This window comes from Martinezella lusitana, from assembly GCF_014207095.1.
In the GTDB taxonomy this organism is placed as follows: domain Bacteria; phylum Pseudomonadota; class Alphaproteobacteria; order Rhizobiales; family Rhizobiaceae; genus Rhizobium; species Rhizobium lusitanum_B.
The window spans coordinates 151795-175987 of the sequence record NZ_JACHBG010000004.1; the positions used below are offsets into that span (position 1 = coordinate 151795).

Annotated in this window: 18 protein-coding genes, 1 other RNA gene and 1 pseudogene; 10 read left to right on the plus strand and 10 right to left on the minus strand. The window is 58.6% G+C overall.

What is annotated here, in order from left to right; translation table 11 throughout:
• Nucleotides 1-31: 31 nt before the first annotated feature.
• The 3 genes from pncA to gstA form a co-directional block, all read right to left on the minus strand.
• Nucleotides 32-655, minus strand: a complete 624-nt coding sequence (gene pncA / locus GGD46_RS11080; RefSeq protein ID WP_184703825.1) for a bifunctional nicotinamidase/pyrazinamidase — start codon at nucleotides 653-655, stop codon at nucleotides 32-34.
• Between the two features lie 110 nt (nucleotides 656-765).
• Nucleotides 766-2049: a sugar MFS transporter gene (locus tag GGD46_RS11085; protein ID WP_184703826.1), complete on the minus strand. Its 1284-nt coding sequence runs from the start codon at nucleotides 2047-2049 to the stop codon at nucleotides 766-768.
• 406 nt (nucleotides 2050-2455) lie between these two features.
• On the minus strand, nucleotides 2456-3088 hold the full coding sequence (gstA, locus tag GGD46_RS11090; protein ID WP_184703827.1) for a glutathione transferase GstA: 633 nt from the start codon (nucleotides 3086-3088) through the stop codon (nucleotides 2456-2458).
• Nucleotides 3089-3237: 149 nt separating this feature from the next.
• Here gstA and GGD46_RS11095 point away from each other — a divergent pair, with 149 nt between their 5' ends.
• Nucleotides 3238-3600 carry a helix-turn-helix domain-containing protein gene (locus GGD46_RS11095; protein WP_184703828.1) on the plus strand — a complete coding sequence of 121 codons (363 nt, stop codon included), beginning with the start codon at nucleotides 3238-3240 and terminating at the stop codon, nucleotides 3598-3600.
• On the opposite strand, the pseudogene GGD46_RS34400 reads toward GGD46_RS11095, so the two are convergent.
• A pseudogene (locus GGD46_RS34400) lies at nucleotides 3580-3673 on the minus strand (GIY-YIG nuclease family protein); the annotation flags it as partial. The gene GGD46_RS11095 and the pseudogene GGD46_RS34400 overlap by 21 nt on opposite strands.
• Before the next feature lie 218 nt (nucleotides 3674-3891).
• Between GGD46_RS34400 and GGD46_RS11100 the strand changes: the two are divergent.
• Nucleotides 3892-4962: a type I restriction endonuclease gene (locus GGD46_RS11100; protein ID WP_184703829.1), complete on the plus strand. Its 1071-nt coding sequence runs from the start codon at nucleotides 3892-3894 to the stop codon at nucleotides 4960-4962.
• Here the strand turns inward: GGD46_RS11100 and GGD46_RS11105 are convergent, their stop codons facing one another.
• Nucleotides 4963-7428 carry an ATP-dependent helicase gene (locus GGD46_RS11105; RefSeq protein ID WP_184703830.1) on the minus strand — a complete coding sequence of 822 codons (2466 nt, stop codon included), beginning with the start codon at nucleotides 7426-7428 and terminating at the stop codon, nucleotides 4963-4965. It lies immediately after the preceding gene.
• Between the two features lie 360 nt (nucleotides 7429-7788).
• Between GGD46_RS11105 and GGD46_RS11110 the strand changes: the two genes are divergently transcribed.
• The 4 genes from GGD46_RS11110 to GGD46_RS11125 all read left to right on the plus strand — a co-directional run bounded on the left by GGD46_RS11110 (nucleotide 7789) and on the right by GGD46_RS11125 (nucleotide 14246).
• Nucleotides 7789-8955, plus strand: a complete 1167-nt coding sequence (locus GGD46_RS11110; RefSeq protein ID WP_184703831.1) for an efflux RND transporter periplasmic adaptor subunit — start codon at nucleotides 7789-7791, stop codon at nucleotides 8953-8955.
• A 29-nt stretch (nucleotides 8956-8984) separates the two neighbouring features.
• Nucleotides 8985-12119, plus strand: coding sequence for an efflux RND transporter permease subunit (locus GGD46_RS11115; protein ID WP_184703832.1), 3135 nt, complete (start codon nucleotides 8985-8987; stop codon nucleotides 12117-12119).
• A gap of 287 nt (nucleotides 12120-12406) precedes the next feature.
• On the plus strand, nucleotides 12407-13381 hold the full coding sequence (locus GGD46_RS11120) for a flagellin (RefSeq protein WP_184703833.1): 975 nt from the start codon (nucleotides 12407-12409) through the stop codon (nucleotides 13379-13381).
• A 196-nt stretch (nucleotides 13382-13577) separates the two neighbouring features.
• Entirely contained in the window at nucleotides 13578-14246 is a 669-nt protein-coding gene (locus GGD46_RS11125) for an OmpA family protein (protein WP_184703834.1), read from the plus strand.
• A gap of 56 nt (nucleotides 14247-14302) precedes the next feature.
• On the opposite strand, the gene GGD46_RS11130 is transcribed toward GGD46_RS11125, so the two are convergent.
• Nucleotides 14303-14710, minus strand: coding sequence for a DUF2000 family protein (locus GGD46_RS11130; RefSeq protein ID WP_184703835.1), 408 nt, complete (start codon nucleotides 14708-14710; stop codon nucleotides 14303-14305).
• 14 nt (nucleotides 14711-14724) lie between these two features.
• On the opposite strand from GGD46_RS11130, the gene GGD46_RS11135 reads away from it, so the two are divergent.
• The 3 genes from GGD46_RS11135 (at nucleotide 14725) to GGD46_RS11145 (ending at nucleotide 21320) form a co-directional block, all read left to right on the plus strand.
• Entirely contained in the window at nucleotides 14725-15621 is an 897-nt protein-coding gene (locus GGD46_RS11135; protein WP_409527677.1) for an AraC family transcriptional regulator, read from the plus strand.
• Between the two features lie 163 nt (nucleotides 15622-15784).
• Nucleotides 15785-17197, plus strand: coding sequence for an FAD-binding oxidoreductase (locus GGD46_RS11140; protein WP_184703837.1), 1413 nt, complete (start codon nucleotides 15785-15787; stop codon nucleotides 17195-17197).
• Nucleotides 17198-17558: 361 nt separating this feature from the next.
• On the plus strand, nucleotides 17559-21320 hold the full coding sequence (locus GGD46_RS11145; protein WP_184703838.1) for an AsmA family protein: 3762 nt from the start codon (nucleotides 17559-17561) through the stop codon (nucleotides 21318-21320).
• Nucleotides 21321-21456: 136 nt separating this feature from the next.
• Here GGD46_RS11145 and GGD46_RS11150 read toward each other — a convergent pair whose 3' ends face one another.
• The 4 genes from GGD46_RS11150 to ssrA all read right to left on the minus strand — a co-directional run bounded on the left by GGD46_RS11150 (nucleotide 21457) and on the right by ssrA (nucleotide 23024).
• Nucleotides 21457-21669, minus strand: coding sequence for a ribbon-helix-helix domain-containing protein (locus GGD46_RS11150; protein WP_184703839.1), 213 nt, complete (start codon nucleotides 21667-21669; stop codon nucleotides 21457-21459).
• Between the two features lie 103 nt (nucleotides 21670-21772).
• Nucleotides 21773-21967, minus strand: coding sequence for a DUF4169 family protein (locus GGD46_RS11155; RefSeq protein WP_184703840.1), 195 nt, complete (start codon nucleotides 21965-21967; stop codon nucleotides 21773-21775).
• A 54-nt stretch (nucleotides 21968-22021) separates the two neighbouring features.
• Nucleotides 22022-22531, minus strand: a complete 510-nt coding sequence (locus GGD46_RS11160; protein WP_184703841.1) for an SspB family protein — start codon at nucleotides 22529-22531, stop codon at nucleotides 22022-22024.
• A gap of 121 nt (nucleotides 22532-22652) precedes the next feature.
• Nucleotides 22653-23024: a transfer-messenger RNA gene (gene ssrA / locus GGD46_RS11165) on the minus strand.
• A gap of 197 nt (nucleotides 23025-23221) precedes the next feature.
• Between ssrA and thyA the strand changes: the two genes are divergently transcribed.
• A complete protein-coding gene (gene thyA, locus GGD46_RS11170; RefSeq protein ID WP_184703842.1) occupies nucleotides 23222-24142 on the plus strand; it encodes a thymidylate synthase in 921 nt (306 codons plus the stop codon).
• Nucleotides 24143-24193: the final 51 nt, after the last annotated feature.

Sequence of the window (24193 nt, forward strand, 5' to 3'; positions counted from 1 at the left end):
TTAGAGAAGGTTTAGCTCCGCGTGCCTGATATTAGGCAAGCGCGTCCCTGCTGTCGATCGCGGCGACGCCCCGCACCCGCATCTCCTCGATCGCAGCCTTGACGCCGGCGGGATCGATGCCGCGGCTTGCATCCTCGATGAAGCGGACGGTGACGCCTGGAAGCATCTCGACCGCATCGATTGCAGAAAACTTGACGCAGTAGTCGGTCGCGAGCCCGCAAAGGTCGAGCTCGGTCACGCTCTTGCCGCGCAGATAGGCGGCCAGGCCCGTGAGCGCTGCCTGATCGTTGTCGCGGAAAGCCGAATAGCTGTCGACTGCCGGATTCTGACCCTTTTGTTGAATGAAGTCGACGGCATCGATATGGAGACCGGGATGGAGACGAGCGTCTTCGGTATTCTGCACGCAATGGTCGGGCCACATCATCTGCGGCTTGCCGGAGAGCGTGCCCATTTCGAAAGGTTTCTTGCCGGAATGGGCCGATGCGAAGCTGCCGTGGCCGGCCGGATGCCAGTCCTGCGATGCGACGATGAGGTCATATTTGCCGCTGTCGATCAGCTTGTTGGCAACTTGCACCACCTGATCTCCTTCCGGGACGGGCAGGTTGCCACCCGGGCAGAAGCCGTTCTGGATGTCAATGAGCAGCAGTGCTTTCATGAGGCCTGTCCTTCCGTCTTGTTGCACTGCACGATGCCAAGCGACGCGGCTCGGATCAAGCCCCATGCGCCCCGCCGATGACGCGGCGAGGCACAATGGTTGGCAAAGCCTTACGCAGGCTTGTGGCCCTTCAGCCCGTAGAAGACGATATAGACGTAGCAGATGATCGGCATCAGGAAGGCGAGGTGGATGCCGATCGTATCGGCAAGGCCGCCCTGGATAACGGGCAGAACGGCGCCGCCGACGATGGCGAGGCAAAGAATACCGGATCCCTGGCTCGTATATTTGCCGAGCCCATGCAGCGCCAGGCTGAAGATCGTCGGGAACATGATCGAGTTGAACACGCCGATCGCCAGCACCGACCACATGGCGACGTGGCCCGTGGTGAGCACGGTTACCACTAGCAGGATGATGACGATAGCAGCGTTGAAAGCAAGTGCCTTGCCATCGTCTATCTGACGCATGATCACCGAGCCGACAAAACGGCCGACCATTGCGCCACCCCAAAAATAGGAAACATAGTGGGCGGCATCGGCCTCGGAAAGATGGGCGATATCGGGCTGGCTGAGGAAGTTGACGAGGAAGCTGCCGACGCTGACTTCTGCGCCGACATAGAGGAAGATGCCGACTGCGCCGAGCACGAGATGACGATACTGCCAGGCTGAGCCGCCGCCGCGCATGGGCTCGACAGTTTCCTCATCCTCGACTTCGGGCAGTTTCAATGCTGCGAAGATGGCGGCAAGTATCAGGAAGGCTACGGCGAGCAACAGATAGGGGAATTTGACTGCGTCTGCTTCGGCAAGCCGCATGGCGTCGATCTGTTCAGGGGTGGCGTTGGTGGCTGCGACCGTCGCAGCGGACAGGATCAGCAGCGCCCCGAAGTAAGGTGCTATCGTCGTGCCAAGCGAATTGAAGGCCTGCGTTAGATTGAGGCGGCTGGCGGCGGTATCGGGAGGTCCCAATACGGTGACATAGGGGTTGGCGGCGACCTGCAGGATCGTAATGCCGGTGGCGAGCACGAAGAGTGCGCCCAGGAAAAGGGCGTAGACGCGATAGCTGGCGGCCGGAATGAAAAGGGCGCAGCCGACCGCCGCAATCGAGAGGCCGACAACGATGCCCCATTTATAGGTGATGCGTTTTACGAGTGCGCCAGCCGGCAGCGACACGATGAAATACGCGCCGAAAAAGCAGAGCTGGACAAGCATCGCTTGCGTGTAGTTGAGCTGAAAGACGCTTTTCAGGTGCGGGACCAGAATGTCGTTCAGGCAGGTGATGAAGCCCCACATGAAAAAGAGTGAGGTGAGTGCGATAAGCGCGAATTGATAATTGCCCTGGCCTTGATGTGCGGATGCACGGGCGCTGGTGGTCGCAGAGCTTGTTACTGGTCCAGCCACTTTCTTATCCTCGGTTATTGTTGTTGCCAGGCTGCGATATTCGACCGGGAACGGACCGAGATACGAGCTGGCAGCGGCTTGCCGAGGTGTCACGGGAGACGCGAAACCTCGAAGCCGCTAAGGTCGATATAATCGATTAGAGCCATATTGGTAGCGTGCTAGCGATGCGGATTTTGCAATGCAGCAATGTATATGGCGGGACGCCGTCGCAGCGAAAGCAGGATTGCGTCGCGCAAATCATTTTTCCATCTCCAGTGGAGATTTTGCGTCCATTTGATGGGGTAAATCGGGCGTTTCCGGCGCACGCCGGGATTGAACTGCAAAACCCATGGCCCGAGGCGAGGTCACTCCGGATTTGGATCTCTTGCAAGTTGAGTGTGCCCCGGTAAGCCAAACGGGGAGGCACTTAGAAGGCTAGGCCCTCTTCTTCGATCGACTTTCGAACCGCATCGCGTTGCCTCATGCGGGCATACCAGGCCTCGAGATTGTGTAATTCGTCAAAATGGATGCCGGCTTTGTAATAGGACTTGAGCCAGGCGGCCTGGCCCCATCCCGTCAGCGCGAATAGATAGGCGTCAGCAACCGTGAAGTGATCCCCCATCAGGAAGGGGCGATCGGCGAGATGTGCATCGATCCATTGAAAACGCTTTTCAAGCTTCGGCCTTGCCGTCTCGACATAGTTTCCAGCCAATCGCGCATAGAGAAGTGGAATGAAGCCCTTGTGGATCTCCGTGGACAGGAAACCGAGCATTTCTTGCAATCGGTATCGCTCCATCGTGCCAGCCGGCGCGGCGAGTCCAACCTCAGGCTTCAAGTCCGCCAGATATTGAACGATGGCGGGTCCTTCCCGCAGGCGATCACCGTTATCGAGTTCGAGTAGGGGGACATAACCGTGCGGGTTGATGTCATGGAAATCCAATCCCGCTTCGGTCTTGTGCGTGGTGTGATCCACCCTGATCAGTTCGACGTCGAGGGCGAGTTCGTTGATGACGATATGGGGAGAGAGCGAGCAGCTAGCGGGCAGGTAATACAGTTTCACGAGTGGGCTCCATGGTGTTTTCCAGTGCAGCCTTCGCGTGGAATGGCCGCCGCTGAACCATGTAGTCTCCTTGGTATGTAATAGTAAGAACGGAAAAGTTTGACATCTAGGTACAAAAATTATACCGCCGCAACCATGAGGTATGCACCATGAAAAAGACTGTGACAGGCTGCTCCGTCGAGGAGGCGATGCATTTGCTGGGAGGCCGCTGGCGGCTGCTGATCGTGTCATATCTGGTCGATGGGCCACAGCGTTTCAACGAGTTACGGCGGCTGATGCCTGGCATTTCGCAGCGAATGCTGACGCTTGATCTGCGGGCGCTGGAGGAGGCGGGTCTTATCAGGCGGACGGTCTATCCGACTGTTCCGGTGAAAGTCGAGTACTCGCTGACGGAAGATGGGAGCCGCCTGGAGAAGGTGGTGGCCGTGGTCAAGGAGTTTGGCTTGTGGCTGAAGGGTCGGGATGCTCAGATGATCGAAGAGCGTAAGGCCTCACCAGAGCCCGTAGTATAGATCACGCCAATCGGGATCGTCTTTCAATTAACTCGATCTTCCACTGGCGATACCAGCGTTTCAGGGATTTCTGCATTGTATGGCTGAAACGATGTCGTACCTGGTTTCGCACTAAGTCTACAGCGTCCAGCGGACGTTGGCTCCCTTGCAGATTTTCCTATAGCCGGAAATTGGGCTTTCGACTTAGGCGAACTCGAAAATTGAACTCAATCAAAAATATACGCTCGCATCGATTGCATCCGGCGGCGAATATAATATTGTTTGGCCTGGGGATCGATTTGAGGGGTAATTATGTCGTTCAAAGAACAGGTTGCAGAATTGTCGAAGCGCGCAATCGCTGCGCAAAATATTGCTCTTACTGAAGAGGCGACAAAGAACGCCCTTGTGATGCCGTTTTTGCGTACGCTTGGTTTCGATGTTTTTGATCCAACGCAGGTTGTCCCGGAATTTATAGCTGATGTTGGCTTAAAAAAGGGAGAGAAGGTCGACTACGCCGTAAAAATAAATGACCGAATTGAATTTATTCTAGAGGCGAAGGCCGTTAGTGCCAATCTCTCCCAAGCTCAATACAGCCAACTTTATCGATATTTTTCGACCACAGATTGCTCAATTGCGATTCTTACAAACGGCATACAAGTCTGGTTTTTTACTGACCTTGATGCACCCAATAAACTTGATAGCAATCCATTTTTTAAATTCGATCTTTTTGATTATGACGATAACGATTTGAAAGAGCTTGAAAAGTTTCACAAAGAAAAGTTTTCGATTGAAGATATTAAGAGCTCAGCCAGCACTTTGAAGCGAATGAAAGCAACCATTAGCTGCATAGAAGCGCAATTTAATGATCCCGATGACGAATTTGTTCGGTTCATTTCCAAAGAAATACATGATGGCAAGCTTACCGCGGCCGTTGTCGCCGAGTTCAAACCGATAATCAAACGCGCATTTGATGATCTCGTTCGTCAGAAAATCCAGAAGAAATTGAGCGCCGCATTTAATGAGAATGTGAATATACCGACTATTAAGGACTTAGATTCCGTCACTCAAATCAACGACGATGGGGATGGTATTGAAACCACTCAAGAGGAGATCGACGGATTCAATATCGTGCGAGCTATCGGAGCAGAGCTCGCAGATGTTTCTCGAATTGTCATGCGCGATCAAAAATCTTATTGCGGCATCAACTTCGATGACAACAATCGCAAACCAATTGTCAGATTACATTTTAACTCCAAAACGAAGTTTCTAACAATCTTCGATGCGGAGAAGGCTGGATCTCGGTTTGATATCACACAGACGACAGATATCTTTAAGGCTAAGGCGCAAATTCAGGCTGTAATCCAGTCTTACGTCGGCTCCTAATCACACCCTCTCCACAAACCCGTCCAGCACGCGCTTCTGCCCGGCGCGGTCGAATTCGATCGTCAGCTTGTTGCCTTCGATCTCGGAAACATTGCCATTGCCGAATTTGATGTGGAAGACGCGGTCACCGACCATGAATTTCGAAGGTTCGGAGGATGTGGATTTGGCTACCAGCTCGCCGTCGATGGTGCGCACCTTCGGGCCGCTTTCGCCGTAGCCGATGCGTTCGACGGCATGGCCGGAGCGGCTGCCCCAGTTGTCGCGGGTCGCGTCATTGCGGTTTGCCTGGGCACGTTTCCAGCCGGGCGTGGAATAGGAGTTGGCGAAAGGGTCGGCCTTGTCGAAACGTGACTGGCCGTAGCCGCCGCGGCCATACCCACCATAGGACTGCTCGACTTCGGCGACCTGAACATGCGTTTCCGGCAACTCGTCGAGGAAGCGGGAGGGGATTGTGGATTGCCAGAGGCCGTGAATGCGGCGGTTGGAGACGAACCAGATGTGGCAGCGGCGTTTGGCGCGGGTGATGCCGACATAGGCGAGGCGGCGCTCTTCCTCGAGGCCGGCGCGGCCGCTTTCGTCGAGCGAGCGCTGGTGCGGAAACAGGCCTTCTTCCCAGCCGGGCAGGAACACGGTTTCGAATTCGAGACCCTTGGCCGAGTGTAGCGTCATGATGGAGACGGCGTCGAGATTCTCGTTCTGCTCGGTGTCCATGACGAGGGCAACATGCTCGAGGAAGCCGCGCATGGATTCGAAACTATCCATGGAGCGGATGAGTTCCTTCAGGTTTTCCAGGCGTCCCGGCGCTTCCGCCGATTTGTCGTTCTTCCACATGTCCGTATAGCCGGACTCTTCGAGGATCTGCTCGGCAAGCTCTGTATGCGGCGTGTTTTCGAGCAGGCTCTGCCAGCGGCGGAAGGATTGCACGACGTCGAACAGCGCCTTGCGTGCCTTCGGCTTCATCTCGTCCGTTTCGATGATATCGGCCGCTGCCGCCAGCATCGGGATATCTCGGACACGGGCATAATCGTGCAGGGTGCGCACCGTGGTGTCGCCGAGGCCGCGCTTCGGCGTGTTGACGATGCGCTCGAAGGCAAGATCGTCGGCCGGCTGGCAGACGAGGCGGAAATAAGCCATGGCATCGCGGATTTCGAGGCGCTCGTAGAAGCGAGGGCCGCCGACGACGCGGTAGTTCAAGCCAAGCGTGACGAAACGGTCTTCGAATTCGCGCATCTGGAAGGAGGCGCGCACGAGGATGGCGATGTCGTTGAGATTGTGCTTGTTGCGCTGAAGCTGCTCGATCTCCTCGCCGATGGCGCGGGCTTCTTCCTCGGAATCCCAGGAGGCGTGCACCTGCACCTTGATGTCGTCGGGATCGGAGCGATCGGTGAACAGCGTCTTGCCGAGCCGGCCCTCGTTATGGGCGATCAGATGCGCGGCAGCACCGAGAATATGTTCGGTGGAGCGGTAATTGCGCTCGAGCTTGATGACCTTGGCGCCGGGAAAATCCTTCTCGAAGCGCAGGATATTATCCACCTCGGCGCCGCGCCAGCCGTAGATCGACTGGTCGTCGTCGCCGACGCAGCAGACGTTCTGCGGTTCGCCCTTCTGCCGCTGTGCCAGCAGACGCAACCACATGTACTGCGCCGTGTTGGTGTCCTGATACTCGTCGACCAGGATGTAGCGGAAGCGCTGATGATAGTCCTTCAGGATGTCCGGGTTCCGCCGGAACATGTTGATCGGATGCAGCAGCAGATCGCCGAAGTCGCAGGCATTCAGCGTCTTCAGGCGGTTCTGGTAGGCGGCATATAGCTCGCGGCCCTTGCCGTTGGCAAATGCGCGGGCATCGCCTTCCGGAATATCGGCGGGGCTGAGACCCTTGTTCTTCCAGGTGTCGATCATGCCGGCGAACTGTTTGGCCGGCCAGCGCTTGTCGTCGAGCCCTTCGGCCTGAAACAACTGCTTGATGAGCCGAATGACGTCGTCGGTGTCGAGAATGGTGAAGCTGGAGGTGAGGCCGACCAGTTCGGCATGACGGCGCAACAGCTTGACGCCGATCGAGTGGAACGTGCCGAGCCAGGGCATGCCTTCGACCGCGCCGCCGACGAGCAGCGCGATACGCTCCTTCATCTCGCGGGCCGCCTTGTTGGTGAAGGTGACGGCGAGGATCTGGCTGGGGAACGCGCGGTTGGTGGAAAGAATATGGGCGATGCGGGTCGTCAGCACGCGCGTCTTGCCGGTGCCGGCGCCCGCAAGCACCAGAACAGGGCCGTCGAGCGTCTCGACCGCTTCAGCCTGTTCGAGGTTGAGGCCCGAAAGATAGTCTGGCCGGCGGCCGCTGTCGCGTGCAGCCATGGCGCGGGCGGCGATGCCGCCGCCAAGGCTGCCGGTAGCCGGCGCGGGACGGCGCGGCGCCAGATGCTCCGGCTCCTCGTCAAAGAAGGGAATGTCGTCGTGTCCGATAGTCATGCGGCCCAATGTAATGATTCTACCCCGAAAGGCAAAAGAAACGGGCCGAAACTAGAACAAAAAGTGCACATTCACAGGTGAGTAAGTCATCGGGAAGGCGGATTTTCGTGCCGCAAGCGGTGCGTCAGGCCGTTGATAAAACGCATCGTTGTCCACGCAAAGATTACAACTTTGTCATAATGCGCGGCAAATCTTGCCGCTCATGCTCAAAAAAACGATATTGCAGCAAATCGGGCACAATCGTGCGTTATATCGCCACCAACCCGAAGCCGGCCTCAACACATGCTCCTGAAGAGACGAGGCCATATCAAACCAACGACGCGATTTCATCGCCTCTGACACAACAAGCCGGAGACGTGCATGACCGCCTGGAAGCAGCTTTCCTTATGTTTTCTTTTATTGGTAGCAGGTTTTGCAGCTGCCGTGGCATTCGTGCCCGGTGCGGCCGGCCTATTACAGAAAGCTGGTATTCCCGGCTCTGTCGTTGCGATGCTTGGGGCCAGCGATGCCGCAAAGGATGGTCAGGCCGGCAAGGTTGCAAATGGCGGCGCCCGGCGCGGTCAGAATACGCCGCTCGTCGTCACGCAACCGGTCAAGGGCGGCATCGTCAATGATCGTCTCAGCGCGATCGGCACCGGTGATGCCATCCGCTCGGTCGTGGTCATGCCGCAGGCAGCAGGGACCATCCGGGAGATCCTCATCAAATCGGGCGACAGGGTGAAGCAGGGGCAGGTGCTGGCGCGTCTCGATGACGACGAACAGATCATTGCCCGCGGACAGGCTGAAGTGGCGCTGAAGAGTGCGACGGAGAAATTCCAGCTTTATCGCAACATCAAATCTACCGTGTCGCGCATGGATGTCTTCGATGCTGAGATCGTCGAGCAGGGGGCGAAGCTCGCGCTGCAATCGGCTGAACTCGCCCTGAAGCGCCGCGAGATCGTCGCTCCGATCGACGGGATCGTCGGCATCGTTCCCGTCGTCGTCGGCGATAACGTCACGACGTCGACCAACATCGTCATGTTGGACGATCGCTCCGAGATTCTGGTGGACTATTGGGTGCCCGAGCGTTTTGCCAATACGGTCAAGGTCGATCAGCCTGTCGAGGCGACATCGGTCGCGCTGCCGGGGCGGATCTTCACCGGCGCCGTCGAAGCCGTGGACAATCGCGTCGATGGCGCGAGCCGGACGCTGCGCGTGCGTGCGCGCATCGACAATGCTTCCGACGAACTGCGTGCCGGCATGTCTTTCAATGTCGCCATGCGCTTTGCCGGCAATTCCTATCCCTCCGTCGATCCGCTCGCCGTCCAATGGGATGGGGAGGGCGCGCATGTCTGGCGCGTTGCCGACGGCAAGTCCTCGAAGGTGCGCGTCAGCATCGTGCAGCGCAATCCGGATGCCGTGTTGGTGAAGGGCGATCTTCGCGACGGCGATCTCATCGTCGTCGAAGGATTGCAGCGCGTGACAGAGGGTGGCTCGGTTCGTTTCGCCCGTGATGTCGCCCAGGCGGCGGAGGTCATGACGCAATGATGGGGCATGGGACAGGGCACGGCGGCGATATGAACGAAACCGGTGCGAGCCCGGGCAAGCAGTCCTTCACCGCACTTTTCGTACGGCGGCCTATTCTGGCACTGGTCTTCAATACGCTGTTGGTCGTTGCCGGCCTTGCCGCCTATTTCGGCGTCGAGGTGCGTGAACTGCCGGATGTCGATCGCCCCGTCGTTACCGTGCGAACCACCTTCGAAGGCGCGTCGCCGCAGACTGTCAATCAGGAACTGACCAAGGTCATCGAAGGAGCGGTTGCCCGCGTCAGCGGTCTGAAATCGGTATCATCAAGCTCGTCCTTCGGACAGAGCCGGGTGACGCTGGAGTTTTCTGACGCCATCGATCTTTCGGTTGCCGCCAACGATGTCCGCGATGCCATTGGCCGCATCTCCGAACAGCTGCCCGATCAGGCGGATGCGCCGCAGATCGTCAAGGCGGATTCGGATTCGCAGCCGATCATGCGCCTTGCGGTCACCTCCAGCACGATGACGATGGACGACCTGACCCAGCTTGCGGACAAGGAAATCGTCAGCCGGCTCGCCTCGGTCGACGGTGTTGCCGATGTCGAGCTTTACGGTTCGCAGGAAAAGGTCTTCCGCATCGATGTCGATCAGGCCGCGCTTGCAGGGCGAGGTCTGACGATCGGCGACCTCACCAAGGCGCTTGCGACTGCGGCGCTCGATGTGCCGGCGGGATCGCTGAAGAGCGTGCGCCAGGATATCGTGGTGCGCGCTACGGCCGCGCTGCAGACGCCGGAGGATTTCTCGCGGCTCATCATCAAGGATCGCGTTCGGCTTTCCGATGTCGCGACCGTCACGCTCGGCCCGCGCGACGGGACGACCGTGTTGCGCTCCAATGGCGTGCAGGGCGTTGGGCTTGGCGTCATCCGCCAGGCACAGTCGAATACGCTGAATATTTCGAAGGGTATCAAGGCGGTCGTCGCGCAGCTTTCGAAATCGCTGCCGGAGGGGACGCGTATCGTCGTTACCAACGACGATGCCGTGTTCATTCAAGGCGCCATCCATGAGGTGATGCTGGCGCTCGTCCTTTCGGCTGTCATCGTCACCATCGTCATCTATCTGTTTCTGCGGGACTGGCGGGCAACGCTGATCCCCGTCGTCACCATGCCGGTGGCGCTGACGGGCACGCTTGCCGCCCTCTATATAGTCGGATTCTCGATCAACATCCTGACGCTGCTAGCGATCGTGCTTGCCACAGGCCTTGTGGTCGATGACGCCATCGTGGTGCTGGAAAACATCGTTCGTCGCCGTGCCGAGAGGATCGGACCACGGGCCGCCGCGGTGCTTGGGACGCGTGAGGTCTTTTTTGCCGTTATCGCCACGACGGCGACGCTTGCCGCCGTGTTCATTCCGCTGTCATTCCTGCCGGGGCAGGTAGGTGGCCTGTTCCGTGAGTTCGGATTCGTGCTGGCCTTCTCTGTGGGCCTGTCGTCGATCGTGGCGCTGACGCTTTGTCCGATGCTCGCCTCGAGAATGCTGACCAAGGAGATGCGCGAGGATCACGGCATGCTCGGCCGTTTCGGCGAGCTGTTTGCCGATGTCTATCGCCGCACGCTGCTTGCCTGTCTCAATGCGCCGCTCGTGGTCATCGTCTTCTGCTCCCTGTTTTCGGCCGCCGCCATCTTCGCCTTCACGAATGTCAAAAGCGAGCTCACGCCCAATGAAGATCGGGCCATGGTGATGCTGCGGCTGACCACGCCGCAAGGGGCTGGCCTCGACTACACCAAGGATCAGCTGCAGCGTGTGGAGGAGCGGCTGCAGCCACTGATGGATAGCGGCGATCTTCGCAATATTTATGCGATTTCCGGCCTGAACAGCCAGAAGAACACCGGTTTCACGGTGCTGACGCTGGCGCCCTGGGATGAGCGGCATCGCACGCAACAAGAGATTGTCGCCGATATCAACCGCGTCATGGCTGATGTTCCGGCTCTGCGCGGCAATGTCATCCAGGCCAACAGCCTTCGCATTCGCGGCGCCGGTAGCGGCGTGCAGATGGCCCTTATTGGCAGCAATCACGAAGCGCTGACTGAAGCGGCCCTGAAGCTGGTTCGCGCGCTCGATGAGACCGGTCGCTTCGACACGCCGCGGCTCAATAACGAACCGACGCAGGCGCAGGTCTCCGTCAATATCGACCGGGAGCGGGCGTCCGATCTCGGCATCGACATATCCGGGCTGTCGACGGCGCTCCAGTCCCTGCTTGAAGGACGCTCCGTGGTCGATGTCTTTGTCGCGGGCGAATCCTATCCGGTTCTGCTGACGTCAACGATGCGTCCGATCGACGATCCCACGGATCTTGAAAACGTCTTTCTGAAGACCGGCGACGGTAAGATCGTGCCGATGTCCGTCATCGCGTCGCTTAAAGAGAATGCCGTCGCGCCGCAGCTTACCCGCGATCAGCAGCTGGCGTCTGTGGCGATCACCGCCGGCCTCAAGGATGGCATGTCACTCGGACAGGCCGTGGAGGAGGTGACGAGAATAGCTACACCTCTGCTGCCACCGGGTTCGCGTTTGATGCCGCTCGCGGAAGCCGCGACGCTGGAGGAGAACTCCAGCGGCATGGCGCTGACCTTTGGCTTCGCCATCGTCATCATTTTCCTGGTCCTAGCAGCCCAGTTTGAAAGCGTGCTGTCGTCGCTAATCATCATGTCCACCGTGCCGCTCGGTCTCGCTTGCGCCGTGTTTGCGCTCGTTGTCACCGGTTCGAGCCTGAACATCTATAGCCAGATCGGATTGGTGCTGCTTGTCGGCGTCATGGCCAAGAACGGCATTCTGATCGTCGAATTTGCCAACCAGCTTCGCGACAAGGGCGAGGGGGTTCGAGAGGCGATCGAGCAGGCCTGTGCGCTGCGGCTGCGCCCCGTCATGATGACGATGATCGCAACCATTCTCGGCGGCGTGCCGCTTGTGTTCGCGGAAGGAGCAGGCGCCGAAGCCCGTATCGCGCTCGGCTGGGTGATCGTGGGCGGCCTCGGTTTCGCGACCCTGGTCACTCTCTACATTACGCCGGTCGCCTATCTCCTCATCGCCCGTTTCGCCAAGCCGCAGACGCATGAAGAGCAGCGTCTGCACGAAGAAATGTCCGATGCGGTGCTGCGCACAAAGCTGGCCAATCTTCGCGCGGCTGAATGAAGTCGACACGGATAAATTGCGCAGATTTCAGGCTGCACGCTGATTTATGGTAAATTATGCGTGTGGCTTAGCGCTTTTTTAAGTGTGTTTGCTAATCATAGCGGCGAGTAACCGCTGGAACTTTGGCGTTGTTTTTGCCTGGTTCCCCGTGCGCCGACACGATCGGCCCGTGTGCATGATTGCCCGCGGCAAGGTTGCAATGTTTCCTTGTATTTGTTGCGTATTGTTGCGTCCGGAGTTCGTGTGCCGTGAGTATTTTTTCGACCTTTATCAGGGTCACTCCCTCTATGACTACAGCACTGGAAGTGCTGAGGGACACCCAGACCAAATTGGCCAATGCGGAGCGGCAGATGTCGTCCGGGCTGCGAGTGCAGACGGTCAAGGACAACGCCACCTATTGGAGAATCTCCGCTTTGACGCGCACCGACGTCGGCGCGATATCGTCGGTGCAGGATGCACTCGGTCTTGCTGCCTCGACCGTCAACACGGCCTCCACAGGCGTGGAGGGTGCGATCGATGTCGTGACGCAGATCCGCACGAAGCTTGTCAGCGCCTATGAGACGAGCGTCGACAAAACCAAGCTCAACGACGAAATCACCCAGCTCAAGCAGCAACTGCGCAGCGTCGGTGAATCGGCAACCTTCAACGGCGTCAATTGGACTGTGTTGCAGGACGGCACGGATCCGACAAAGCCGCATCAGATTCCCGGGTCCTTTATCCGCAACACCAATGGAAGCATCTCGATCGGCATGCTGAACTACGAAGGCGTGACCTCGACCGGCGGCCCCATCGTTCCCGCGGATGCCCGATATCTGATCGACGATCAATCGAGTGGTTCGGGCGGATACGGCGTGCTGACATCGACCGCCTTTGCGACGGCGGCCGGCGCGGCCAAGAACTACGTCCTGATCAGCAGCAAAAACGGCAGCACCAGCGGCCAGACCGAAATCTCCCTTGATGCAAATACGACGAAGGGGGCGATCACCGACATGGTCAACACGGTGACGGGGATGTTGAAGCAGCTCAATACGATCGGATCTGCTTTCGGCTCGCTTGAGTCCCGCATCAGTCTTCAGACTGAGTTCGCCAAAAATCTCAACGATTCCCTCACGACCGGTGTGGGCAAACTCGTGGACGCTGATATGGAGCAACAGTCGAGCAGAGTATTGGCGCTGCAGGCACAGCAGCAGCTCGGCCTGCAGTCTTTGTCGATCGCCAATGCAAGCTTTAATGCCGTGCTTCAGCTTTTCCACGCCGCGTGATCGCCAATCGGCGCCGCAAGCAAGGTGGGGCGGGGTTACCATCGACCCCGCAGAGCGCCGGTAGCCCGCGCTTTCTGCAGGAGTTGTGTATATGCTCTATACACAGGGAACAGAGAATTGGTGAATATTTCTCTTCATCATCTTGCCGCAATGTTTCATATCTGCTGCGGACATCGAACCGGAGAGCGACGATTCTATGATCAAGAAAATTGCCATTCTTGCCCTAGCGGCAGCCTTTTTGAACGCGTGCACCACGACTGATCCCTATACGGGCGAGCAGAAGGTGTCCAACACGGCCGGCGGTGCGGCGATCGGCGCCGGCGTCGGTGCGGTCGCCGGTCTTCTTATCGGTCATTCGCCATCGTCGCGCCGCAATGCCGCGCTGATCGGTGCAGGCGTCGGTGCTCTCGCGGGTGCCGGTATCGGCAACTACATGGACCAGCAGGAATCCGAGCTGCGTGCGCAGTTGCAGGGCACCGGGGTCTCGGTTACCCGCGTCGGCGACCGCATCATCCTCAACATGCCGTCGGCCATCACTTTCGACATCGACAGGGATGCGATCAAGCCGGAATTCTTCGCGACGCTCAATTCCGTCGCAATCGTTCTGCGCAAATTCAACCGCACCCTCATCGACGTCAACGGTCACACCGATTCGACCGGAAGTCTGCAGCATAACCAGGATCTGTCCGAGCGCCGTGCCGGCTCGGTTGCTTCCTATCTCAGCAGCCAGGGTATCGATCAGCGTCGCATGTCGGCCATCGGCTTCGGTCCTTCGCAGCCGGTTGCAACGAATGCGAACGAGGCTGGCCGCGCCCAGAACCGCCGCGTCGAGATCCAGATCGCGCCGATCACGCAGAACGGCTAACCTGTTCAATGAAACGGCCGGGTCTCACGATCCGGCCGTTCTTTTTACTTGCACGGTCACGCATGCATGCTTGCGCCCTTAGTGATCTTGTCGACGATCTTCTTTTCCGCACGCAAGGCGATGCCGACGACCTTGGCGTCTTCAGGGGTGAACTCGGAAAAGACTGCACGATTGGCCACGTCATGGCCGGTTGAAAACATTTCCTCGATGAAAACGGAAGAGGTGACGCCGCGTTCCAGCGCGCGGCGATGGATGGCGGAGATCTTGTCTTGGTCGGCTGAAAGGACAATGATCGGCTGGATCGACAAAGCATTGTAGACGTTGCCGGTGCGATCGCGATAGGCTTCACCGATGATATCGGGATGCTGCCCGGCGATGCCTGTCGACAGGAAGGCAGTCACGTTCAGCTTCTGCCAGGATTGAAGATCGCTCCGCAGAACGATCGCGATTTTAGTATCGAACATCGATGGTCACTTTCATGCAGCCTGGAAATGGGACATTGCGCGACGATGTAGCCGGACAGATCTTCGAGGGTCTTGAACGTTTGTGCGTGACGCCCGATGCCAACCGCATCCTGTCGGCGCCAGCTTATCCCGGCATCGAGCGAATCCAGGCGCAGTTTCGAGGCGATGCGTTCGATCTGCATCGACACGATACCTATGCGCTTGGCGTCACCATGCGAGGCGTGCAGACGTTCCGCTATCGCGGCGAGCGGCGCTATAGCCAGCCGGGGCGGGTGATCATCCTTCATCCGGACGAGTTGCACGACGGCGGAGCTGCGACAGAGGACGGGCTCGTCTATCGCATGCTCTATCTGGAGCCTTCGGTGCTCTTCCAGTGCCTGGAGGCCGCGCGCATCGGCCTGCCTTTCGTCGATGACCCGATCGTTGAAGACGATCGGCTTGCCGGTTTGCTGCTGGCGGCGCTGGGCGAGCTTGATCGCGAACTCGATGAGCTCTTCGTCGACGACTTCGTTTCTCGCCTGGCCGATGGCCTCGTGCAGCATGCGCGCCTGCCGCAGCGGCCGTTGGGCAGCATTGCTTGGGGGCAGGCGAAAGCGGCGCGGGAATATCTGGAAGCGCACGTCACACGCGGTGTTCGCTCCCAGGAGCTGGAGCAGATCACTGGCCTCGACCGGTTTGCGCTTGCTCGGCATTTCCGAGCCGCTTTCGCCACCAGCCCGCATCGATTTCTGCTGATGCGCCGGCTGCAGCAGGCGAAGGCGTTGATCGTCGAGGGCGAACCGATTGCTGAAGTTGCCGCTGCGACCGGCTTTGCCGATCAGAGCCATTTGACCCGGCATTTCAAGAAGGCATTCGGTATTGCGCCAGGCGCCTGGAGCAGCATGGTTCGCGCGGCGGGAACGCCCGGCTGACCGGCTTTGGCGGTGCGCCTTCAAGCGGTTTGAAGTCGTCATCAACCCCTCTGAGGAAGGGAGGTCGGTTTCGCCCTTTTCATGGCTGGACACGGCTGTTTCTATGTCCCATAGAACCGCAAAAGGTTAACGTCCTTTGTGCTCGCGATGGGAGATTCGGACTATGGTTCTGGCTGATGCGAAGGCGGGAAAACGCAACGAGGCTGGGATATCAGCCGTTCTCGGCGTCTTGAAGCAGGCTTTCGGGGAGCGTTTCCAGACCGGTGAAAGTTTTCGTACACAGCACGCCCATACCACCACCTACATTCCTCCGCAGCTTCCAGACGGCGTCGTTTTCGCCGAGACGTGCGACGACGTGCAGGCCGTCGTCAAGGCTTGTGCCGAGCATCGGGTTCCGATCATCCCGTTTGGCACGGGCTCTTCGCTCGAAGGGCAGGTGAACGCTCCGAATGGTGGAATCTCCATCGATTTCAGCCGCATGAACCGCATTCTCGAAGTCAATGCCGAGGATCTGGATTGCACGGTCGAGCCTGGGGTGACGCGCGAGCAGCTCAACGTCTATCTGCGCGACACCGGATTGTTTTTTCCGATCGATCCGGGTGCCAATGCCTCGATCGGCGGCATGACGTCGACGCGCGCTTCTGGCACCAATGCCGTGCGTTATGGCACGATGAAGGACAATGTGCTGTCTGTGACCGTCGTCACCGCCAATGGCGAGGAAATCCGCACCGCACGCCGTGCCAAGAAATCTTCCGCCGGCTATGATCTGACGCGGCTTTTCGTCGGCGCCGAGGGCACGCTTGGCGTGTTGACGTCCGTTACGCTGCGGCTGCAGGGCATTCCTCAAAAGATTGCCGGTGGCGCCTGCGCGTTCCCGGATATCAAGGCTGCCTGTGATGCCGTCATTATGACCATTCAGATGGGCATTCCGGTCGCGCGCATCGAGTTGCTCGATGCCGTGCAGATGCGCGCCTCTAACCGCTATTCCGGCCTGACCTACGAAGAAAAGCCGACGCTTTTCCTCGAATTCCACGGCACGGACGAGACAGTCGCGCTGCAATCGGCGCAATTTGGAGAGATTGCGGCGGAGTGCGGCGGCGGCGAGTTTCTCTGGACGGACAATGCCGAGGAGCGCAACAAGCTCTGGAAAGCGCGTCATGACGCCTACTGGGCCTGCCGCGCATTGGCACCTGAACTCGCTGCATTGTCGACGGATGTCTGTGTGCCGATCTCGCGGCTTGCGGAATGCGTCGCGGAAACCCAGGCCGATATCGAAGCGCATGGTTTGCTGGCCCCTATCGTGGGCCATGCGGGCGACGGCAACTTCCATGTGCTCGTGCTCTTCGACGACAAGACTGCGGAAGGCATTGCCGTTGTCGAGGATTTCGTGGGGCGCCTCAACGCCCGAGCGCTTGCCATGGACGGCACCTGCACGGGTGAGCACGGCATAGGGCAGGGTAAGATGGCGTTTCTCGAGCAGGAACTCGGCAATGCCGTCGACGTGATGCGACAGGTCAAGGAAGCCCTCGATCCCGATTCCATCTTCAACCCAGGAAAGATTTTCCACCCGCATTGAAAAGTGAAGCATTCCCATGATTCTGGCCTGCTATGCACCGGAATGGCGCCGCAGCCGGCCGATTTTAGGCCAAATCGATCCGAGATCCGAATTCGCCCTAGAATCAAGGGAGTAGGGCATAATGTCGTCGGAAATCCGCTTACACTTTTCGGCATCATGCTCTAGGCTGCAGCGACTTTTCCCAATTTATGTCATGGAAAGCGGCCAGGAAGGGCTGAATTCTGCGGCAAGCCTCGGGAAATGGGTGCGATTCTTGGTTGAGAGACAATAGAGACGTGCGTATCCGGGGCGATGTAGTGTATGTGCTTGGATAGACTGAGGTTCATCGTCTATTCGGAATGAAGATTGGAGACGGCTAGCGTTGTTGGGAAGGGTCCTGGTTTTTCTGGGTGGGTTGCTTGTGGTGGTGCTGTTTCTGGCACTGCTTGCTCCGCTCTTCATAGACTGGACCGATTTTCGCAAGAATTTCGAGGATCAGGCGAGCCGTATTATCGGCAAGAAGGTGACCGTTCACGGCACCGTCGATGCGCGCCTGCTGCCGTTTCCATCCGTGACGTTGCATGATGTGCGAGTCGGCCAGGAGGCCGATGGCACGCCGCTGGTGCAGATTGCCGAATTCTCCATGGATGCCGAGCTCGCGCCTTTCCTTTCCGGCGAGGCGCTGATCTTCGACATGCGGGTATCGAAGCCCAAAGTGCGTCTGCGGCTACTGAAGGACGGCACGCTGGACTGGATGCGCGGCAGTCAGCCCGAGATCCCGGCAAAGTCCGTGGTGCTTGAAAGCGTGCATGTCGAAAACGGCGATATCGTCTTTATCGACGAGCAGTCGGGCCGCACCCGGCACGTGGCAAACCTCAATGCCCAGATGTCCGCGAGATCGCTTGCCGGCCCGTGGCGCATCGAAGGTGATGCAGCACTCGATGGCGAGCACGGCAATTTCACGGTTTCGAGCAGCCAGCCGGATGATAATGGCGTCCTGCGCGTCCGCACGCGATTGATGCCTGACCGCCATCCCCTCAATGTCGATCTCGACGGCGAGTTGAAGCTGGTCAACAGCAAGCCCGACTACATGGGATCCTTCACGGCGGGGGTCAACGACAAGCAGTCGCGCAATTCTGGCGATCAGAAGGCACAGCCCCGCATCAAGGGTCGTTTCGAACTGACGAATGATCGTATTCGCGTGCCGGAATACCGCCTCGAAGTCGGTGCAGATGATGATCCCTATGTGGTCACGGGCGAGGCGACGCTGGATACCGGCTCCAAGCCGGAGTTCTTGCTGACTGCTGACGGGCAGCAGATCGACGTCAATCGGCTTGGCAACAGCAAGGGTGCCAATGGTAAGACCAACAGAAACCCGGCGGTTTCGGCTCGTCAGCGCCTCAACAATCTGATCGCGATCGCGGCCGAGATTCCGGTGCCGCAGGTACCGGGCAAGGCGACATTCCGCCTGCCGGCGATCGTTGCCGGCGATACGACCATCCGTGACGTTCAGCTCGATCTGGAACCGGCGGGAACGGGATGGAAGATCGATCATTCTATCGGCATGCTGCCGGGGCGCACACAGGTTGAAGCGCGTGGCAATCTGGTGCTGCAAGGCGAGCCGAATTTCGTCGGCAATCTGGTTGTTGCGTCGAACCAGCCCTCCGGGCTTGCTTCTTGGCTGGTGGGATCCGTCGATCCCTCCATTCGCCAGTTGCGGCAGGCCGGGTTCTCCGCCGATGTCAGCCTGCGCCACGATGCGCAGCGCTTTGAGAATCTAGAGATCGCGATCGGCGCTGCGACGCTGAAGGGCAGGCTCGATCGCGTGGCGCCAGGCGGCAAAACCACTCCGAAGCTTGCCGTTGACCTTTCGGGCGACGCACTCGATCTCGACGCGCTAAGGGCGTTGACTGGGCTTCTGACTGGCCAGAACAGCGACGAATCTCTGTTCGATCACCACATCACTGCGCATCTGCAAGCCGGGAAGTTCATGGCTTTCGGCGTGCCGGCAGACAATGTCGACACTTCGTTTTCGATTGCCGACGGCTCGCTCACACTCGATAAGCTGGCCGTTCGCAATGTTGCCGGCGCCGAGATCACCGCGACCGGGCGGGCAGAGGGCTCGCCGTCGGACTACAAGGGATCGGGCGAAATCACTTTCAAGGCCGCGGACCCTGGGCCGTTCTTCGAGATGCTGCGCCAGCATCTACCGCATCACCCGGTAATGGACAGGTTGGTGCGCAATGCTGCATGGTATGGGAATACCGCTCTTCGTGGCGCGGTAACGCTTGGCGGCGATCAGGACAATGCGCTGACCGTGACATTGGCCGGCGTCTCCAACGGCAGCCGCGTTAATTTCGACTACCGCATGTCGGATCTTTCGGCTTTCACCGGCAAGGGGACGACGACGCTAGAGGGGACGCTCGAAAACTCCATCACCTCGATTGTGTTTGGCCAAGCCGGGCTTGATCCGCTGCCGGTCGAAGCCGATGCCAATGGCCGCCTGACGCTGAAGGTTTCCGCCAGCGGTACGGATCCGGCTGACGCTGCGTTGACTTTTGCCACCGACAAGACGTCGTTTACGGCGAACGGCAAGGTCGATGTGCGCCCCGACAGTTTCCTCAACGGCAATATCGCCTTGTCTCTCGAAAGCGCCGATATCGATCCCTATTTCGTGATGAACGGCATTGGGGTGCCGCAGATGGGCAGCGGACTGCCCGTCAAGTTCCAGGCCAATGCAGCTCTGAGCCCGGACAAGATCGTGCTGTCCGACATGAAGGGGCTGCTCGCAGACAACAATGTGTCGGGCGTGTTCACGCTCGACAGAAAGGCTGCCAATATCAAGGCGACGGGCGAGCTGGCGCTAGACAAGATGGATCTCGGCTGGCTCGCGGAGGCGATCTACGGGCCGATGGAGGATCCCAAAACGGGAAATCTCTCTAAGGAGAAGCTTGGTCTGCCGGCCTTCACAGGGCTTGATATTGCGCTCAAGCTTTCGGCAAAGCAGGTGTGGCCCGGCATATTCGGACGGATTTCGAACTTCACCGGCAATGTGGTCTACAAGGGCGAGGAGTTTCGTCTGAACGATCTGGCCGGCGGCTGGAATGGCGGCACGTTGAACGGCAGCCTGATGCTCGCCAATTCCGACGGCACGGGCCTGATGCAGACGAAGCTCAACCTCGTCAACGGTGATCTGGCCGCTGTTGTCTGGCAACGCGATGGCGCGCCGCTTGCCAGCGGTCGCTTCGGTCTGGGGATGAATGTCGAGGCGAGCGGCAAGAGCATTGCCGAGCTTGCTGCAAACGCCAGCGGCTCGGGCGAGATCAAGCTCGGTGAGGCGCATGTGCGTGGCCTCAATCTGTCCGTCCTGTCGCCATTGCTATCGGCCACGGATCAAATTCAGGGCGAGATCACAGCCGACAAGGTTTTGCCGATCGTGCAGACGCTGCTCAACAATGGCGAGGCGGTGTTGGCGCCGACCAGCATACCCTTCAATATTTCTGCGGGCGTTGCGCGCGCCACCAACATTGTTGTCAGCAACGACATGGCGAAGCTTTCGGGCAATGCAGAAATCAGCCTGTCGGACGAGCGGATGCGCGGATCCCTTGGGATTAGCTTTAAGGCCGGAAGCGAAGCGCAGAGTGGCGCTGAGCCGGCTCTACGCCTCGATTTCGCCGGGCCGCTTGCAACGCCGGGGCGAACGATGGATGTGACCGACATTACCAGCTTCCTCTCCGTTCGGGCCTTCGAGCGCGAACGGCGGCGTGTCGAGCGCTTACAGGCCAATGTGCTGGAGAAGCAGCGGCTTCGGCGTGAGGTGTCGCTTTACAAATATACGGCTGCCGTGCGCGAGGCCCAGCGCCAACGTGATGCGGCCATCGAGCAGCAGCGCCGCGCCGAAGAGACGCGGCTGCGTGATATAGCTCGGCAAGCCGCTGCGGAAAAGCAGGCCGAAGAAGACGTCAAGGCCAGGCAGGCTGAGGAGGAAGCCAAGGCAAGGCAGGCGGCCGAGGACGCGAAGGCAAAGGCTGCGGCGGAGCAGCGCGCCAAAGCTGAGGCTCAGCCGGCACCTGCGCCCAACGCGCAGACACCGAAAACTCCTGCTCCCCTCAATTTCAACGAGTTGCCTGGCGGCATTCAATAGCACCGTAGCTTGGTCACGGGATACCGGAGGGCTACATCCGATGGTGCGTTCCTGAATTGTCCATGCACTTGGCCAAGGCGTGCATAAGCGCGACGTCGCGCACGGCACAACGTCTTTGGTTTCTTGCAGCCCTGGCCTAATGGCGGTCTTTCAGCCACTTGAGAACGTAGAGGCGAAGTGCAGACGAGAGGTTGCTGCCCGCTTCGCGGCCGTCGTCGATCTCGGAGATCAGCGCAGCAAGCGAGATGCTGCGCGCATTTGCAATCGCCTTCAGTTCTGTCCAGAAGGCATCCTCAAGGGAAAAGCTCGTGCGATGGCCATGCAGCGTCGCGGAATGTTTACGGATCATCGGTGAATCGATCAAATCGGAAAAGACGGGGGTATTTCTCAAAATGATTCAAAATGCTGAAGTAAGCAACTGATTTTGGAAGTTTTTTATACTCTTGGCGCGATCACTTATCGGGCTTTGGCGTCTCGATGTGACCGGCTTCGTGGGCTTTTTCCGCCTTCTCGTTGAGCGCCTTGGTCAAGTTCTTTTCCGTCTTGGTGCGGCCGAAGCTGATGCGATTCTGCTCGGCCTGCTTTTCCTTCTCGGAGCGGGCCTGCTTCTTGCGAAACTGACGCAGATTGACAATTTCCGCGCTCATCGGTCTATCCCTTTTCCATATGAAAAGGGGAAGCAGATGCTCCCCCGGATATGCCTATTGCTTCTTGCGGAATGCGTCGAGAGAGACGACGGAGCCGGGCTTCTTTTCCTCGCCATCCTTGGGAGCTGCAGCCGGCTCGTCCGCGCCTTCGGCAGGTACCGGATAGGCGGTGATCTCGCTGGTGGTGATTTCCTCGTCGTCTGCCAGCGGCACATCGAACTCCAGCTCGAAGTTGACGGACGGATCGTAAAAGCCGCGAACGGCGTTGAACGGGATAACCAGCTTTTCCGGAACGTCGGAGAAGGAGAGGCCGATCTCGAACAGGCTCTCAGTGACCTTCAGATCCCAGAACTGGTGCTGGATGACGATGGTCATCTGCTCCGGGTACTTCGACTTCAGGTGCTGCGAGATGCGCACGCCGGGAGCGCCTGTCAGGAAGGTAATGAAGAAATGATGATCGCCGGGCAGACGGCCGGTCGCGCCGACTTCGGTCAACACCTTGCGTATGACTCCACGCAGGGCGTCCTGTGCCAAAATATCGTAGCGGATATGATCCTGCGCCATACTTTCCTGTCTTTCGTTAGCCCATGCTTTTTCTAAGGCTTATGCCACGCTCGACGCCAAGGGGAAAGCCCCGTGCGCGAGTCATCGCTCGGTCTTACTATAATATAGCAATGAAAGATAAGGTGAAGGCTTCTGTTGCCAGGTGCCTTCGAACCCCGCCTAAGAGTGCGACCCCTTAGGACTTTATTTGAAGTGTCACACCGCGATTAAGCAGCGAGACGAGCTTCCGCATAGTTGTCGTTTGCAACTACAATTTTAGCCCGATAACGGCGGTACAATGCCGAGCAAAAAGTCGATCTTTACACCCTTGTCGATCCTGTTTCGCCCCCATCAAAAGCCGGTCTGTCGCCAGTCTTGCCGGCCGGTTTTTGGTGGAGGCGCCGGGTACCGCCCCCGGGTCCAATAGGTTTATTACACCGCTCATTTATCGCCATAGCCGGCCCGAAGACCGGCAAGGGTGGATATAGTGTTTTCCGCAGGCGAAGGGAAGGGCAATTGTCATAAATGCTTCGCCGAAACATCGGTTTGCGGTGGCTCAGGCGAGATTTGCCTGAATTACTTTGCGTTGCGGTTGGTTTCATGCCCGCTTGTCACTAAAATCGCGAAAAGGGAATCGGCCGGGCAGGCGACGGTAGATAATCGTCGGTGCATTTGGCTGTCCGCAAAATTCAAGCGATTTCGGAGCGGAAGATGGCTCGTCACCCAGAGTATCAATATCTCGACCTGATGGAGCACCTGCTCGAACATGGCGACCGCCGGATCGATCGGACCGGTGTCGGCACGTTGAGTGGCCTCGGTGCGATGATGCGCTTCGATCTTTCGAAGGGGCAGATCCCGATCTTCACCACCAAGCGTGTCTATTGGAAGCTTGCCGTCAAGGAGATGCTTTGGTTCCTGACCGGTGACACGAATATCCGCAATCTCCTCAAGGAGAATGTGCGCATCTGGACCGATTGGCCGCTCGCCAAATATCGTAAGGCGACCGGAGAAGAGATCGATCAGGTCACCTTTGAAAAGCGGATTTTGGAGGATGAGGCCTTCGCGCTGCAATGGGGCGATCTCGGCCCGGTTTACGGCAAGCAGTGGCGGCAGTGGCGCGATGCGGAGGGCCGGGTGCACGACCAGCTCGCCACGGTCATCAATGATCTGAAGACCAATCCGAGCAGCCGGCGGATGATCTTTCACGCCTGGAATGTCGGGGAGCTGGCCGATATGGCGCTGCACCCTTGCCACATGGTGTATCAGTTCCACGTCTCGAACATATCCGGCACGGATGGTCGGCGTCCGCGCCTCAGCCTGATGGTCTTCCAGCGCTCGTGCGACCTCTTCCTCGGCAATCCCTTCAATATCTGCCAGCAGGCGGCGTTGCTGGCCATGGTTGCGCAGCAGGTCGATATGGATATGGGCGAGCTCGTGTGGTCCGGCGGCGATGTGCATCTCTATCTCAACCACCTGGATGCAATCCGCGAACAGCTCAGCCGTGAACCCAAACCTTTCCCGACCTTGCGTCTGCTTCGCCGGCCAGACAGCATCGATGATTACCGCATCGAGGATTTCGAGGTCACCGGCTACGAGCCGCATGCTGCGATCGCAGCGGAAGTTGCAGTCTGAAGCTTGCCGCACAAAAGCGTGCAGCGGTTTTGCGACAACGACATGAGCAAA